Raw genomic sequence first — 15845 nt, 5'->3', positions numbered from 1 at the left:
ACAGACGCCGCCTAGTGCGGGACGTGCTGAGGGTCCTCCACATTGTCGAGTATGTGCTCCCGTCCCCATGCGCCGAGCGGCGCCAGCGCCCCGTTGAGCGAGACGCCAAGCGAGGTCAGCGAGTATTCGACGCGGGGCGGCACCTCGTCGTACACCTCGCGGTGCACGATGCCGTCCGCCTCCAACTCCCGCAGATGGGAGGCGAGCACCTTCTCGGTCACTCCTGGCACCAGCCTGCGCAGCTCACCGAAGCGGCAGGCCCGTTCGTCGAGCGCCCAGAGGATCAGCACCTTCCACTTGCCGCCGATCACGTCCATCGCCGCGTCGATCCCACACACGTACGCCCCCGGCCTCCGCGCGACCACCATGGTTCACCTCTCCCGCCTGCTCACTCACCCCAGAGTAACCACGCACCTCAAAGTGCGTACTTGATCGATTCGGCGCGTGCGGCAAGTCTGACCTGCATGAACGACAACACCTCTGAGAAGTCCCGGCTCACTCTCCTCGGGCTCGGCGCCATGGGCACCGCGCTCGCCCGTGCCTGGCTCGCCGCCGGGCATCCGCTGACCGTCTGGAACCGTACCTCCAGCCGGGCCGAGCCGCTCGCCGCCGAGGGCGCGACGGTCGCCGTAACGGTCGCCGAGGCGGTGACCGCGAGCGATCTCGTGGTCATCTGCCTGCTCGACGACGCCTCGGTCGGCGAGGCCCTGGCCGACGCCGATCTGACGGGCAAGGACCTGGTCAACCTCACCACCGGCACCCCCGCCCAGGCCCGCGCTCGCGCCGAGTGGGCCGAGAGGCGTGGCGCCCGCTTCCTGGACGGTGGGATCATGGCGGTCCCGCCGATGATCGGCGCGCCGGAATCCGGCGGCTATGTCTTCTACAGCGGATCCCGTGCCCTCTTCGATGCCCGCCACAGCGCACTGGCCATCCCGGCCGGCACCGTGTACGTCGGTGAGGATCCCGGCTTCGCCGCCCTCCACGACGTGGCGTTGCTGAGCGCGATGACCGGGATGTTCGCCGGCATCTCGCACGCCTTCGCACTGATCCGCAAGGAGGACATCGCACCGAAGGACTTCGCCCCTTTGCTGGTCGATTGGCTCACCGCCATGGCCCCCTCCGCGTACGAGATCGCCGGCCACCTGGAGAGCGGCGACTACACCAGAGGCGTGGTCTCCAACCTCGCGATGATGGTCGAGGGCAACTCGACGCTGCTGCGCACGGCCGAGGAGCAGGGGGTCAGCGCCGAGCTACTGACCCCGTTCACGGCCTTGATGGAACGCCGCCTCGCCGGCGGCCACGGTGATGAGGGCACTACAGGCGTGATCGACCTGCTCACTCGCTGAGGTGCTTCGCCTCCCCGCGACGGGGAGACGACCTCCACGGGGCCGGGCGTGTCCGGCGAAGCACGGGGCGGACCAGCTGGAACACCCGCTCGGCCACGGAGCAGGCGGCGCCGGCGACTCCGGAGATCACGGGGGCGGTGCCAGCAGTTCGACCGTGCCGCGCTCGCCGTCGACCCGGATCCGGTCGCCGTCGCGCAGGCGCATGGTCGCGTTGCCGGTGCCGACCACGGCCGGGATGCCGAGCTCGCGGGCGACGATCGAGGCGTGCGACAGGGGCGCGCCCATGTCGGTCACGACCGCGGCGGCACGGGGGAACATCGGTGTCCAGCCGATGTTGGTCAGCGTCGTCACGAGGATCTCGCCCGGGGCGAGCCGGTCACCGTCCTCGGGACCGGAGATGACGCGGACGACCCCCTCGACGATGCCGGGCGCACCGGGGAAGCCGGTCACCGTCTCGCTCACCGGGGCGCCGTCCCCTCGGGCGTCGAAGATGTCGCCGCGCCGACCGGGGTCGGCGGCCCAGCGCTCCGGATCGAAGCGGCCGACGATCAGCGTGGGGTAGGCGGGCAGCGCGGCGTACCGCTGGTACGTCGCCCGCCGGACCGCCACCTTCTCCAGGGGGGACGCGTCGCGGCGCAGCACGGCGAGGATCTCCTCGATCCGCAGGAAGAACAGGTCGTCACCGTGGCCGGTGAGCTCCCCGGCCCGCAGGACGAAGGCGCGCAGCGCCCAGAAGGCGCGCACCACCTCCGAGCGGGCCGTCTCCCGGTCGCGGACGATCGCGTTCCACCGTGCCACCCGCTCTCGCGTCCTCGCCACCTTGTCGGGGTAGCGCTCTCCGAAGCGCTTCCAGGCCGCCTCGCGCGCCTCCCGCTGCCGGTCGAGCAGCGTGCCGGCGTGTCCCCGCGTTTCCGGCATGGCCGCGAGCTGCGCGTCGATCCACCCCGGGTCCTCGCCGGGACGGGCGGTCGAGACCTCGAACTCGTGCGCGCCCCGGTGCCCGTAGACCTCGGCGAACGTCTCCCGGTCGATCTCTTCGGCGGCGAGCCTCTCCAGGCCGACGATCGTGCCGAGACTGGCCAGTTCCCCGTCGACGTTGGCGCCGGTGAGCATGGCCTCGGCGTCCCGCTCGCCCACCAGTTCGCGCAGCCTGTCGCGGGTCATCACCAGGGCGTTGCCACCCTGGCGCCCGGCGGCCTCCAGGACCTGGCAGGACTCCACGAAGTACGGCAGCAGCTCGGCCTCCCAGAGCCGGGCCAGCTCGTCGGTGGTCGCGGCGGCGGCGACCCGCCCGCGCAGCGCCGTGCAGCGCTCCCGCGCCGTGGCCAGGAAGGGGCGCATCCTCTCGGTGTTGACCGCCACCCGCCTGCGCAGGGTGAAGGCGAGCGGCAGCACGCCCTTGACGATCCGCCAGCGTGAGGCCGGCAGCAGCGGCACGTCCAGGCCGGGCGGCAGCTTGCCGAAGACCTGCTCGATCGCGCCGAGCCTGCTCCGCATGCCCAGGGCCCGCGCCACCGAGAACGCGATGCTCAGGTTCATGTAGAAGCGGCCGCCGATGTTGCCGACCACGTTGAAACCGGGCATCTTCGAGGCCGACATCGCCTCGCCGATGAAGATCTGCACCAGCGACCAGGTACACGGCGTCATCACGTCGGGGATGGCCTCGCCGAGGTTGGCGCCGGTCCACAGGTAGTCACCGGCCAGGCTGTCGTTCCACTCCTCGACCGGCTGCCTGAGCCGGGTGATCGGGCGGGCCTGCAGGACGAGGAACACCCCGTCGCGCCTGGCCCACTCCACGTCCATGGCCGTCCCGTACAGCTCCTCGATCTCCGTCGCGAGCCGGGCGAGCCGCAGGACCTGCCCGCGGTCGAGCACGCGGCGGCGGCGCAGCTCCTCGGGCACGGGTTCCTCACGCGTGCCGCCGGGCGTGCGGACCGTCATGACGGTCTTGTCGCCGACGCGCTCCTCGACGATCTCCCCGCAGTCCCCGCCGTCCCCGGCCGCCCTGCGGACGACGACGGTGTCGGGCGTCACCTGCCCGCCCACGACGGCCTCGCCCAGCCCCCAGGAGGCGTTGATCACAACCTGGTCGCGTGCGCCGGTGACCGGGTTCGCGGTGAACAGGACGCCCGCCGCGTCGGCCTCCACCAGCTCCTGCACCACCACGGCCAGCGCCACACCGTCGTGCGGTACGCCGTTCGCCGTCCGGTAGGCGATGGCGCGCGCGGTCCACAGCGAGGCCCAGCAGCGACGGACCGCGTCCAGCAGGGCGTCGGCGCGGACGTTGAGGTAGGTGTCCTGCTGACCGGCGAACGACATGTCGGGAAGATCTTCGGCGGTGGCCGACGAGCGCACGGCGACCGGCACGTTCGCGCCGAGTCTCGCGTGGGCCGCGCGGATCTCGGCGGCGGTCTCCGCGGGCATCTCCCGGGCGGCGAACAGCGCCGCGATGTGCCGGGACGCCTCCTCGGGGGGCGTGCCCGAGACGGCCGCCATGATCTGGTCGTTCAGGCCGTCGCGTGAGACGAAGTCGAGGTAGGCGTCGGTGGTGACGTGGAAGCCTCCGGGAACCGGCAGGCCCGCGCGGGCCAGCCGGGCCAGCGAGGCCCCCTTGCCGCCCGCCAGGGCGAGGCGGGCCGCTTCGTCGTCAAGGGGGAGGGTCTTCAAGGCGTACTCTCCTCAGAGCCAAGGGAGACGCGCAGTTTCCGCTGCGCGGCCTCCACGGCGGCGTCGACGTACTCCAGGGTGGCCCGCGCCACCGCGCGGGCGTCGGCGGGCGGGATCGGGCCGCCGGGCTCCAGCGCTCTGCCGCCGGCGTCGGCGATCAGCTCCGCCAGGCGCTCGTCGGCCGGCCGGTACCCGGCCGGCATCATCGACGGGGCGCTCAGGAACCCGTACAGGATGGAGACGAGCGTGGTCACCTGCTCGGCGGGCGTCAGGTCGCTGCGCAGGGCGCCGTGTTCGAGCAGCGTGCCGAAGTAGCCCTGGAAGCCGGCGTCCAGTTCGGCGCCCGCCGTACGGTCCCGCTTCTGGCGGGTGAGCCTGCCCAGCACCTCCGAGTCGCCCAGGACACTCGCCCGGATCAGGGGCCTGCCCAGGATCCCGGAGGCGAGCAGCCTGAGCAGCTCTCGGAGGGTGGCGGGGCCTTCGCCGATCCGCCTGCGCACCTCGGTGATCATCTCGACCCGCTCACGGCGCAGCAGCGCGGCGAACAGCTCCTCGCGGGTCTTCCAGTGCAGGTAGATCGTGCCCTTGGCGACCCCGGCCCGCCGGGCGATGTCCTCGACGGTGGTCTTGTCGTATCCCCAGCGCAGGACGAGGTCACCGGCGATGTCCAGGATGTGGTGCGCCCGCGCGAGCCGCTGCGAGGCGTCCTGCGGCGGCCGCCCCACTCTTCTGGTCCGTGACTCCACGACCCCTACCATTTCCCAAAAACTTGACCCTATGGGCTTATCTGGTCATTTAATTGATAGCACATCGTCGGGGTGGCGGGCGAGCACGCCCGCCACCCCGAACCGACGCCCCCGCTGCCGAGCCCCTGACCGGCTCGAACGCGAGATGACCTTTTGCTCGGGCGGGAACCGGAGTGTGACGAGGTGCGGTGGCGTCAGTTCGAGGGGACGGAGCCCTTCCTTCTCCGGGGCCCGGCTGAGGCCGGGGTCGGACCAGGAATACGCGCAGTGCGGCGACCCTTCGCCGGTCAGGTGAACCTGAGTGTGATGGCGTCGCTGTGTCCGGACCAGTTCACCGTCAGACGCCGGTATCTGCCCTGATGGGCGTGGGGGCGGGCCGCAGAGGTCACGGTACGGACAGGACGATCTTTCCGCGGGCGTGACCGGTGGCGCTCAGTTCGTGGGCCTTCGCGCCGTCCTTGAGGGGGAGGACCGCGTGCAGTGGCACGGTGAACCGGCCCTCGGTGGCGAGGGCGGCCGCCACGGCCAGCCCGGCGTAGCCGAGCTCGTGTTCGCTGTTGCCGGGGCCGAGGGAGAGCCGTACGCCGTGTTCGTGCGCGTTCGGGTCGGCGATGGACACGACCCGGTTCGCGTCACCGGCGATGGTGACGAGATCGGGCAGTGAACCCGAGCCCGCGGTGTCGAGCACCGCGTCGACACCGTCGGGTGCCAGGGCGGTGACCCGCTCGACGAGGCCGGGGCCGTAGGTGGTGGGCGTCGCACCGAGGCCGGCGAGGAACTCGTGGTTGTGTTGACCGGCGGTGCCGATCACGGTGGCCCCTCGGGCGACCGCGAGCTGTGTGGTGACCGTGCCGGTGCCTCCGGCGGCGCCCTCGATCAGCAGTATCGTGCCCGCTGTGACGCCCAGGGCGTTCAGGACTCGGGTGGCCGTCTCGACATCGGCCGCCGCGCCGCCGGCCTGTTCCCAGCTCAGCGCGTCCGGCTTGGCCGCCCACACGGTGAGCACGGCGAACTCGGCCGCCGCGCCGCCGTGGCCGGCGACGTCGACCAGCCCGAAGACGGCGTCGCCGACCGCGACACCGGTGACGCCGTCCCCGATTTCGTCGACGATGCCCGCGGCGTCCACGCCGGGGATGTGCGGCAGGTCGAGGGGCAGTAACCGGTGGAGCATGCCAGAGCGCAGTTTCCAGTCGGAGGGGGTGACGCCGGCGGCCCGGACGGTGATGCGGATCTCGCCGGGACCGGCGTGCGGCTCCTCGGCATCGGCGACGGTGAGCACGTCAGGGGAGCCGTACTGGGAGAACTGAAGAGCGAACATGTCGGTGCCTCTCCCGGATGGAAGCAAAAGCGGACGGGGTGTTCCGTTTGTCTCGGACCTTAACATGAAATCGGAACACCCCGTCCACTTGCGCTAAAGTGAGAGACATGATCGCCAACGCCTCTCGGATGCCGAGCGACACCGCCGAATCGCAGGGGCTGCGCACCGATGCGCTGCACAATCGCAACCGGATCGTCGAGGCGGCCCGCGAGACCTTCGCCGCACTCGGACTCGACGTGACGATGCGCGAGATCGCCCGGCGTGCCGACGTCGGGGTCGCGACGCTCTACCGCCGCTTCCCCACGAAGGAATCGCTGATCACCGAGGTGTTCGCCGAGCAGATAGCGGAGTGCGCGTCGGCCGTCGACGACGCCCTCGCGGACCCCGACCCGTGGCACGGATTCTGCACGGTCATCGAGAAGGCGTGCACCATGCAGGCCGTCGACAGGGGTTTCACCGCGGTGTTCCTCTCGGCGTTCCCCGGCGCGATCGGCTTCGAGCGGGAACTCGACCACAACGTACGCGGCTTCGCCGAACTGACGCGGCGCGCGAAGGAGAGCGGGCGGCTACGCGCCGACTTCGCGTACGACGATCTCAAGCTCCTGATCATGGCCAACGGAGGCGTCAGCGCGGAGTCCCCCGAGGCGACGCTGGCCGCGTCCCGCCGGCTGGTGGCCCTGCTGCTCCAGTCCCTCCACGCCCACCCGGCCGACCCGCCCGCCCCCCTTCCACCGTCCGTCGCCCTCGGACCGCATCACCTGGTGAACCCGCCGACGGTGTGAAAGGTCCGGCTCCTCGTCAACAGGCCGTCGGCGCGAAGACCATGAAATACGAGGAGCAGGTCGGCGCCGACCGCTCGGGGGAGTGGGACGGCTTGGGGCGGCCCGGCTGAAGCCGGGGTCGGATCAGAACACGCGCAGCGCGGTGATGAACCATTCGAAGTCAGGGACCCTGGGCGGAAACGGCGGCCTGCCGTTGAGCACACCCACGAGCTGCCAGTATCGCTCCACCCGGCGGTCGGTGAACGTCTCCACCTGGTCGGCCACCCGGATACGGTCTTCGGCGGGCAGCTCCGGATCCACGATCCGATCCAGGATCGCCCTCCCCTCGGCCGACTCGGGGCTGATGCCGGCGGCCACCGCTCTCCCGGCGTGCTCAAGGACCAGAGCGGGATCGTACGGCTGCGGCCCGGACTCTTCGCCGGGTGCGGCGCCGGCCACCGCCATCTGGCGCACGCGCTCCTGGAAGCCGGCGTCACCGATGAGTTCGGCGAGTTCCAGCCAGGCCTCCACCTGCTCCGGGGTGGGTTCGTCCGGCAGCTCCGCCGGGATCTGGCGCATCGAGGCCGCGATCTGGGCCCCTGGCGCCTGCGGGTCGATGCCGTCGAACGTGCGGTCGACGAAGTCGTCGATCATTCGCTGCCGTTCCTGAGCGGACAGGCGGATCAACTTGTGCATGAGCATCATCTCCTCGGTCGTGCTCTCCTGCTGGGCGATCGACCGCAGCACTGCCCGGCGCAGCCGGAGGGAGCGGATCTGGGTGTCCAGCGCCCGCATGTGCGCCCGCGCGACGTCGGCCACCGTGCACTGCCTGGTAAGGACCTGCTGGACGGTGTCGAGGTCCAGCCCCAGTTCGCGTAGCGTCCGCACCAGGTCGAGCCGGGCCACCGCCTCCATGTCGTACAGGCGGAAGCCGCCCGCCGACCGGCGCGTCGGCGGGATGACGTCGATATCGGACCAGAAGCGGATCGTACGCACCGACAGGCCCGTGCGGTCGGCCAGCTGTCCGATGGTGAGCAGTCGGTCGCGGTCGTTCATCACAGCAGCATCGACCCTCCAGTCGCTGGAGAGTCAAACCGAATTATGTGCTTCCTCGGGGCAACGGCCGGCGGGCGCCGCGAACCTCTGACGGCCACCGGGCTTCCCCCGCCCGTACGTCAGCTGGGAAAAGCGCTTCGTGCCCGCACCCTCAGCTCCACGACCCCCGGTTTTTCTGAGCTCTGTGTCGTACGCGAGCCCCACGGGTGGCAAGTCAGCTGGGCCAGCCGACCGGGTTCGAGCATGACTCGCGGGAGATTCCCGATCCGGTGTCCGGGAAAGTGCCGTAGCGCTCGTGGTGCAGGTGGGCGAAGAAATAGCACATCCTCTCGCACTCGGCGTCCGGCACCGCCTTCTTCGGATCCTCGGCCACCGCGGCGTAGAAGTCGCGGCCCAGCGCGACGATGAAGCCGCGCGCGTAGAGGAAACCGTCGTCGGAGCCGTCGGTGACCGCGTGGACGTCCGCGCGGTCGATGTCATGGAGCTTGGCCTCGACCACCCGGTCGAGGTCCGTCAGTTCGTCCGCCGACAACCCCTCGCTGAGGGAGCCGAGATTGCTCAGGAACTCCTTCAGAGCGGTGTCGACCACGGTGAACGGCGGATTGTCGTAAGGGTCCTCGCCGGGGGCGGGCGTCCGATGCGCCAGCTCCCGTCGCGCCTGGTTGACGTCCACCCCCAGCGGTGCCCAGGCCGCCTCCACCAGGTCCCAGAAACCTGCCTCGTCCTTCATGCCCGTCGCCGCCTCTCATGACCAACCCTGCGATCTGTGCCGCTCACCCAACCAGAAGGCACCGACAGTCAGCCGCCGTCCGGGCGGCTCGCCGGTCACCGACTCTCCTGCCGCGCTGGTTGTAGTGCCGATTACACCGGACGCGGTAGGAGATCGATCCCGTTGGTTGACGACCTGAAGTACGCAGTCACTTACCGTCGGGGTGCGGATTCAACGGTCATGCCGGATTTTCGAGGCGATCGTGTCCCTGGGGGTCGGCAGTTGTTCCCGTGTCACCGGTCGTGATGAAGGAGTCGTGCATGCGCGTACAGCGGATCAAGCAGAAGACGGCGGCGGTCCTGGCCTCGGCGATCGTGATGGCCGGCTTGGGGGGTGTCACCGGTGTCTCGTCCGCGTCCGCCCAGGCGGCGGAGTGTCATCAGAACTCGGTCCAGAACAACTCGGACCAGGTCCTGAGGATGAAGGGCAACTACAACCTCAAGAACGGCATCGGCTCGGTCTGCGGGAACATCACTCTTCTCAGCGAAGGCACCATCTTCTACGTCTGGTGTTTCGTGTTGAACCCGGATTCCGGGAAAGTCTGGAACTACGGCCGGGTAAAGGGCACCCAGACCAAGGGGTGGATCTCCAACGACAACGCGACACACGTGAGCGGCACCGCGAACTGGTGCTGAGGCCCGTCCTGCGCACGGCGGGGGCCGGCCCATGACGGTGATCAGCAGGCGGGGAGGTCCTTGAGGGCCGCCGAACAGGGACATCGCAAGATCGAGCTATGGGTCGTGGACGGGAACGACGGGGCCGAACGGCTGGGACGCGGCGGGTGGTGCGGCCGAATCCAGCCGGGAGCGACAGCCGAACGCGACAGCCGGGTGGCCCGAGGGGATCGCCCCCTCGGGCCACCCGGCCGACGGCCTCAGCCCCCGATCGCGGGCATGCTCTCGGGAACGGTCTCCGCCGCCGCCTCAGGCCTCGGGGCCGTGAGAAGCCCCACCAGGTGGTCCGCGATCGCGGAGATGGTCGGCTGCTGCCACAGCAGGGTCGCGGGGAGACGGCAGCCGAAGCGCTTCTCCAGGCGCCGCCGGACCATGACGGTCATCACCGAGTCCAGCCCCTGCTCGACAAGGGGACGCCGGGGCGCCAGGTCCTCAGCGGCCAGCCTCATCACGGCCGCGATCTCCGCGCGGACCTCGGGCAGGACGCGCTCGCGCAGGTCCTCGGGCGTCAGGCCGGCGAACGCCTCCGCGGGCCCCCGGAGATCCTCCTCGGCCGGGGCGGGCGCGTCGATCACCGGATAGCGGAGTCCCGTGAGGTGTCCCACCACCCGGCCGTCCACGTCGGCCAGGAGCGCCCGAACGGTGTCGTCGGCGTCCGGGTCGACGGCCGCGTCGATGATCACTGTCGAGGGTGGCGTGCCGATCAGCACCATCTCGTCGATGTGCACGACCATGCGCAGCACCGGATCGCCGGGGAACACGCAGGGCGCCACGGACATCGTCGCGTCCAGTGCCGGCGCCCAGCTCCCCGGTTCCCCGGTGCGGACCGTGGCCCGCAGCACGCCGTCTCCGCTCAGCAGCGTCTCGATCCTCCAGTCGAAGCCCGTCGAGGGCACGCCGACGGTGGCCAGCCGCCTGTGCACGAACCCGGGGTCGATCGGGGTGAGAGCACCGGCGTCCGGCAGCACGTCTGGTTTCACCTGGCCCGGAGCGGCCACGTCCGCGGTGACGTGCACCAGCCAGGCGGGTTCGGGCTCGTCGGGGCCGGCCGGTGTACGGGCCGCGAGCCGTACCACCGGAGGCTCGTGCACGACCTGGATCTGCCTGCGCTCCGCGGTCATCAGCGGATGCATCATCTCCACGTCGGTGAGCGTGACGTCCTCGTCCTCGACCGCGTGCAGGAACGTGTTGACCAGCACGGCGGCGGGCACGATCTCGACCCCGTTGAGGGTGTGGCTGCCCGGGTAGGGCCGGTTGGCGTCCTCCAAACTGGTCCGCCACACCCGGGTCCGGCTGCCCGCGAGGCTGGTTCCGGCTCCGAGCAGGGTGTGGGAGTGCACGTCGTGCCCTCGGTTGTCGTCCTCAATGTACGATTCGCGCCAGTGGCGGCGGTGCTGCCAGGCGTACGGCGGCAGCTCGGCCAGGCCGCCGGACGGCTGCAGCCGGCTCCAGTCCACATCGACGCCGTGACAGTGCGCCGTGCCCAGCGCGACGAGGAAGGTCTGCGGCTCCGGCTGGTTCCGGCGCAGCGACGTGCCGACGAACACGTCCTCGAACCCGTTCTCCGAGAGCGTCTCGGTCACCGAGTGCGCGACCACGGGGTGAGGGGAGATCTCCAGGAACACGCGGTAGCCGTCCTGCGCCGCGGCCGTCGTCGCCGCGGTCAGCCGCACCGGGTCCCGGAGGTTCGCCGCCCAGTACGCGCCGTCCAGGACGGGCGTCGACCGGGGGTCCGCCAGCGCGGTCGTGTACATGGGGACGCGAGGCGCCCCGAACGAGAGATCGGCGGTGGCGGCGGCCAGTTCGACGGCCAGAGGCTCCATTTGCGGGCTGTGGAAGGCGACATCCGACGCCACCCGCCGCACCACGATGCCCTCGGCCGGCCACTCGTTCAGCACCGCCTCGACCGCGGCGACGTCGCCGGACAGCACGGTGGAGCCGGGTGCCGACGAGATCGCGGCCACCAGGTCGGTACGGCCGGCCAGCCTCTCCGCCGCCTCCTCGAAGGACAGGTCGACCATCACCATGGCCCCCTTGCCCTCGGCCTGGCGCAGCAGCCGGGAGCGGCGGCAGATCAGGCGGGCGCCGTCGGCGACGGTCATCGCGCCGGCCGTCACGGCCGCCGCGATCTCGCCGACGGAGTGACCGATGACGGCCTTCGGAGCGACCCCGTACGCGTTCCAGAGCCTGGCGAGGCCCAGCTGCATCACGAAGATCATGGTTTGCACGCGGTCGATGGTGTCGAGGTCACCGTCGGCCAGAACCTGCCGGGGAGAGAAGCCGATCTCCTCGGCGAAGATCGGCTCCACCTCGTCGACCAGGGACGCGAACTCCGGCACGGCGAGCAGCTCCCGCCCCATCCCGCGCCACTGGCAGCCCTGACCGGAGAAGACCCAGACCGGCCCGGGGCCGAGCTCGGGCAGCACGTCACCGGTGAGGACGGCCTCGGCCGGCACGTCCTCCGCGAGCCTGCGCAGGCCGGCCGCCAGCTCGTCCCTGTCCGCCCCGATCACGACGGCACGACGGGCCAGATGGGTGCGCCGGAGCGCCAGCGTGTGCCCCGCCGACGCCAGGTCGAGCCCGTTGCCGAGGTGATCGGCGAGCCTGCCCGCGTACTGTCGCAGAGCCTGCTCCGACGCGGCAGACAGCGGGAACAGCTCTCCGGTCCCCTCACCCCGGGGCGCCTCCCGGGCTGAAGGAGCCTGCTCCAGCACGATGTGCGCGACCGTGCCGCCGTACCCGAAGCTGGAGACGCCCGCCCGGCGGGGGTGGTCGCGCTCCGGCCAGGCTGATCGTTCGGTCACCACGCGAAGGCCCGAGGTCTCCCACGGGATGGCCGGGTTCAGGGTGGTCAGCACGCTCGGGGGGATCTCACCGCGGTCGAGGGCGAGCACCGCCTTGATGACGCCGGCGATGCCGGCGGCGCCTTCGAGGTGACCGATGTTGGACTTGACCGAGCCGATGAGGCACGGGTCGCCGGGGGACCGCCGCGTGCCGTACACGGAGGAGAGCGCCCCCGCTTCGAGCGGGTCGCCAAGCCGGGTCCCGGTGCCGTGCGCCTCGATGTAGTCGACGGTGGACGGCGCGACGCCCGCCTGCCGACAGGCCCGGGTCATCACGTGTTCCTGAGCCTCCCCGCACGGCGCCATGATGCCGTTGGTGTGCCCGTCCTGGTTCACGGCGCTGCCGATGACGAGCGCGAGGATCCGGTCGCCGTCGCGCTGCGCGTCGGACAGCCGCTTGAGCACGACCACGCCGCAGCCCTCGCCGCGCCCGTAGCCGTCGGCCGACGCGTCGAACGACTTGGACCGCCCGTCGGGGGCCAGGGCTCCGGCTGTGCCGAGCGTGAGGGTCTGGCCCGGGGTGACCAGCAGGTTGACGCCGCCGGCGAGGGCGATGTCGCTCTCGCCGAGCCGCAGGCTCTGCGCGGCCAGGTGCAGCGCGACCAGCGACGCCGAGCAGGCGGTGTCGATCGCCATGCTGGGTCCGCGCAGGTCCAGGGAGTAGGAGATGCGGTTGGCGACGGCGCAGGTCGCGGCGCCGATCCCGGTCCACGCCTCGATCTGGGGCAGGTCCTCCAACAGGCGGCCGCCGTAGTCGGCCGTGCAGACCCCGATGAACGCCCCGGCGTCGGTGCCGGCCAGCCGGTGCGGCGGCAGGCCGGCGTTCTCCAGGGCCTCCCACACGGTCTCCATCAGGATCCGCTGCTGCGGGTCCATCAGCTCGGCCTCGCGGGGCGACAGGCCGAAGAACTCCGCGTCGAAGCCCTCGATGTCGCTCAGGAAGCTGCCGTGACGCACGGCGTCGCGCAGCGCGGCGGCGTATTCGGGGCTCCGGTTCTCATACCGGCGCCAGCGTTCGGCGGGCAGCGGCCGGGTCGTGTTCCGGCCGGCGCACAGCAGGTCCCAGAACTCGTCCGGTGAGCGGACGTCGCCGGGAAGGCGGAATCCGATCCCGACCACCGCCACCGGTTCCGCCCGGACTCCGCGCGGGCTGTCGACCATCTGCTTTCGTTTCCCTTCGGTTCAGACCCATTGAGGATTTTCGATGATCTTGATCACGGCGCCGGAGACGGTCACCCCCGGCCCGGTGCCGAGCATCAGCATGTGGTCGCCGGGACCCAGCTGCCCGGTCATGAGCAGGTGGTCGAGGGAGAGGACCTGGTCGCCGGCCCCGCAGTGGCCGATGGTGCGGCCGTAGTCCCAGGTCGAGCGGGACATGGGCAGGTCGAGCGCGGCCATGCACCGCTGTTCGACGATCTCCTCGGAGTAGTTCATGAACGCCACCCGGGCGAGATCGCGGGCCTCGATCCCGCTCTCGGCCAGCACGCGCTCGATGACCTCCAGCAACGCCCGCTGGATCTTGAACAGCGCCGCGGTGGCCTCGCCCTTGGGCATGACCTGCTGCCGGAACTGCTCGTTCCTGGCCGCGAAGCTCATCCGGCGCCCGACCGTGACGCCCGGGGGGAACAGGGGTTCGCTGCCCCGGTGCAGTTCCTCGGCTTCCACCACCGTCGTCGTGCAGACCGACGTCAGGCGCGCGAAACCCCGCTCCTTGGTGAGCACGAGCGCGCCGGCTGCGTCCCCGCCGATGTAGCCGGGGCCCATCCGCCACCGGTCCATCAGCGGGGTGCCGTAATTGTCGGCGGAGACCAGCAAGGCGGCCTGCCGGCCGGGAGCGGCGCCCAGGTAGCCGGCCGCCAGTTCCAGGGCGATGAACATCCCGTTGCAGCCCTGCCGGATCTCGGCGGCCAGGACGTCCCCGCCGACGAGGTGACGCTGCAGGTAGGAGTGCGGAGGCCAGCCGTCCGGTCCCTGGTGCCACGTCGAGGCGTACAGGAGAAGATCCAGGTCGGCCGGCGCCCGACCGCTGCGCTTGAGCGCGCTCCGCGCCGCGTGCAGGGCCATCTCCGGAGCCGGTACGTCACCGGCCACCGCCGCCCCGGCCAGGTTGTGCAGCTCGGCCTCTTCGGCCGGGTACCAGCCTTTGGCGACGGCTTTCTCGACGCTGACGACGGTCCGGGGGAGGAAGGCTCCCACTCCGCTGATGTACGTGTCCGCCAACTGCATGACTCTGCCCTTGCCCCGGCTAAACGGATTCGAGTTCTCTGACCATCGCCACGATGGTCACGACGTCCCGGAAGTTCTCGGGGTCGAGCTTCGCGGCGGGGATCGGGACGCCGATGTCCCTCCGGAGGAAGTTCAGCAGCCGCGCCGTCCGCAGGGAGTCCAGGAGACCCGACAGCAGGAGCGGGGTCGTCTCGTCGACCTTGATGTCGTCGCCGTCCAGGACGAGGTTCTCCTGGATGAAGTCGACCAGCCTTCGCGTGAGCTCGGTCATGCGCGTGCCCCGCTCGTGACGGGAGAGGTGGCCAGGACCCTGAACGCCGCCGCGGCGACGGACGTCCCGGAGCCGAACCCGACCATGAGCAGATGATCGCCGGCCACGAGCCCGCCGGTCGCGATCAGATGCTCGAAGGCGATGAACTGGTCCACCGCGCCGCAGTGACCCACGCGCCTTCCGTAGTCCCAGGTCGTCTGATCCTCGTCGATGCCCAGCCAGGACATCTGCCCGTCCAGGTCCTCACGGCGGCCGTGCGGCAACGCCACCCGGGTGATGTCGGAAAGTCCGATCCCGGCCTCGTCCAGGGTCTGTTCGACCTGTTGCATCATCGTTTTTTGGATCGTCAGATGAATACCGGTTCCCTGCGCCTTGAGCAGCCGCTGACGGAACTCCTCGTGCCGGTCTCCGAAACTCAGCCCTCTGCCGATGGTGGCGTCCGGGGGGAACAGGGGGTAGGCGCCGTCGTTGACCGCGTCGGCCTCCGGGATCACCGTCACGTTCACCGACAGGAGCTCGGCCATGCCGTACCCCTTGCCGAGGATGAGCGCGGCCGCGGCGTCGCCGATCAGCGCCCCGGGGGTCATCCGCCAGCGGTCCACCAGCGGGGTGCCGTGGTTGTCCGAGGAGACGACCATGGCCGTCTCCCGGTCCGCGTCGGCCTGCAGGTAGCTCGCCGCCAGTTCGAGCGAGCTGATCATCCCTACGCAGCCGCTCCGGATCTCGAACGCCGGCACGTTCCCGCCGAGGAGGTGCATTTGCAGGTAGTGCTGGGGCTGCCAGCCGTTCGGGCCCTGGTGCCAGACCGACGGGTAGAGCAGAAGGTCGAGATCGCGCGGGGAGGACTCCCCCCAGCGGTCGTACGCGTCCAGGACCGCGAGACGCGCCATCTCGGGCGCGGGCATGTCGCCGGCCACCGCCGCGCCGATCTGCTGGAACTTCTCGGCCTCCTCGCCCGGGTACCAGCCCTCGCGAACCGCCTGCTCGACGCTCACACTCTCAGGCACATAGACGCCGAGACTCCTGACGAACATATTGGATGTACGCACACGTTTCCTAACTCATAGACGATCCCGGACAACGGCCTTCAGGCAGCGGAAGGCGGCTTATCCGATTTATTTTGGGTCCGGGATATCAAGCGGCCCCCGGCCGGCCAATGAAAACAACA

General features: G+C 70.7%; 13 protein-coding genes. 3 read left to right on the top strand and 10 right to left on the bottom strand.

Going from position 1 to position 15845, the window contains the following annotated elements; genetic code table 11:
- Window positions 1–11 precede the first annotated feature (11 nt).
- Window positions 12–368, bottom strand: a complete 357-nt coding sequence (locus AB0K21_RS09530; protein ID WP_343964429.1) for a helix-turn-helix domain-containing protein — start codon at window positions 366–368, stop codon at window positions 12–14.
- A 96-nt stretch (window positions 369–464) separates the two neighbouring features.
- Between AB0K21_RS09530 and AB0K21_RS09525 the strand changes: the two genes are divergently transcribed.
- Window positions 465–1346, top strand: coding sequence for an NAD(P)-binding domain-containing protein (locus AB0K21_RS09525; protein ID WP_343964431.1), 882 nt, complete (start codon window positions 465–467; stop codon window positions 1344–1346).
- A gap of 126 nt (window positions 1347–1472) precedes the next feature.
- Here AB0K21_RS09525 and AB0K21_RS09520 read toward each other — a convergent pair whose 3' ends face one another.
- The 3 genes from AB0K21_RS09520 to AB0K21_RS09510 form a co-directional block, all read right to left on the bottom strand.
- Window positions 1473–4013 carry a PEP/pyruvate-binding domain-containing protein gene (locus AB0K21_RS09520; protein WP_364149026.1) on the bottom strand — a complete coding sequence of 847 codons (2541 nt, stop codon included), beginning with the start codon at window positions 4011–4013 and terminating at the stop codon, window positions 1473–1475.
- Window positions 4010–4759 carry a helix-turn-helix domain-containing protein gene (locus AB0K21_RS09515; RefSeq protein WP_364149024.1) on the bottom strand — a complete coding sequence of 250 codons (750 nt, stop codon included), beginning with the start codon at window positions 4757–4759 and terminating at the stop codon, window positions 4010–4012. Before AB0K21_RS09515 ends, AB0K21_RS09520 begins: the two co-directional genes overlap by 4 nt.
- A 385-nt stretch (window positions 4760–5144) precedes the next feature.
- Window positions 5145–6077 carry an NADP-dependent oxidoreductase gene (locus AB0K21_RS09510; RefSeq protein WP_364149022.1) on the bottom strand — a complete coding sequence of 311 codons (933 nt, stop codon included), beginning with the start codon at window positions 6075–6077 and terminating at the stop codon, window positions 5145–5147.
- Window positions 6078–6184: 107 nt separating this feature from the next.
- On the opposite strand from AB0K21_RS09510, the gene AB0K21_RS09505 reads away from it, so the two are divergent.
- A complete protein-coding gene (locus tag AB0K21_RS09505; protein ID WP_343964439.1) occupies window positions 6185–6859 on the top strand; it encodes a helix-turn-helix domain-containing protein in 675 nt (224 codons plus the stop codon).
- Window positions 6860–6982: 123 nt separating this feature from the next.
- Here AB0K21_RS09505 and AB0K21_RS09500 read toward each other — a convergent pair whose 3' ends face one another.
- Together AB0K21_RS09500 and AB0K21_RS09495 are read right to left on the bottom strand one after the other, a co-directional pair.
- Window positions 6983–7894 carry a MerR family transcriptional regulator gene (locus tag AB0K21_RS09500; protein ID WP_343964441.1) on the bottom strand — a complete coding sequence of 304 codons (912 nt, stop codon included), beginning with the start codon at window positions 7892–7894 and terminating at the stop codon, window positions 6983–6985.
- A gap of 214 nt (window positions 7895–8108) precedes the next feature.
- Window positions 8109–8624, bottom strand: coding sequence for a DUF4240 domain-containing protein (locus tag AB0K21_RS09495; protein WP_343964443.1), 516 nt, complete (start codon window positions 8622–8624; stop codon window positions 8109–8111).
- A gap of 299 nt (window positions 8625–8923) precedes the next feature.
- Between AB0K21_RS09495 and AB0K21_RS09490 the strand changes: the two genes are divergently transcribed.
- Window positions 8924–9298, top strand: a complete 375-nt coding sequence (locus AB0K21_RS09490; protein WP_364149019.1) for a hypothetical protein — start codon at window positions 8924–8926, stop codon at window positions 9296–9298.
- Between the two features lie 239 nt (window positions 9299–9537).
- Here the strand turns inward: AB0K21_RS09490 and AB0K21_RS09485 are convergent, their stop codons facing one another.
- From AB0K21_RS09485 to AB0K21_RS09470, 4 genes are read right to left on the bottom strand one after another with little or no spacing between them, the layout of a single operon-like run.
- A complete protein-coding gene (locus AB0K21_RS09485; RefSeq protein ID WP_364149017.1) occupies window positions 9538–13341 on the bottom strand; it encodes a beta-ketoacyl synthase N-terminal-like domain-containing protein in 3804 nt (1267 codons plus the stop codon).
- A gap of 21 nt (window positions 13342–13362) precedes the next feature.
- Entirely contained in the window at window positions 13363–14406 is a 1044-nt protein-coding gene (locus tag AB0K21_RS09480; protein WP_364149015.1) for a ketoacyl-ACP synthase III family protein, read from the bottom strand.
- Between the two features lie 19 nt (window positions 14407–14425).
- The gene (locus AB0K21_RS09475) at window positions 14426–14677 is read right to left on the bottom strand and encodes a phosphopantetheine-binding protein (RefSeq protein ID WP_364149013.1); all 252 of its coding nucleotides are present in this window, start codon (window positions 14675–14677) and stop codon (window positions 14426–14428) included.
- On the bottom strand, window positions 14674–15684 hold the full coding sequence (locus tag AB0K21_RS09470) for a ketoacyl-ACP synthase III family protein (RefSeq protein WP_343964453.1): 1011 nt from the start codon (window positions 15682–15684) through the stop codon (window positions 14674–14676). The genes AB0K21_RS09475 and AB0K21_RS09470 overlap by 4 nt, the downstream gene beginning before the upstream one ends.
- Window positions 15685–15845: the final 161 nt, after the last annotated feature.

The organism is Streptosporangium sp. NPDC049248, assembly GCF_040678965.1.
Lineage (GTDB): Bacteria > Actinomycetota > Actinomycetes > Streptosporangiales > Streptosporangiaceae > Streptosporangium > Streptosporangium fukuiense.
The sequence above is the reverse complement of the archived record's forward strand: the minus strand, read 5'-3'. Positions and strand labels throughout refer to the sequence as shown.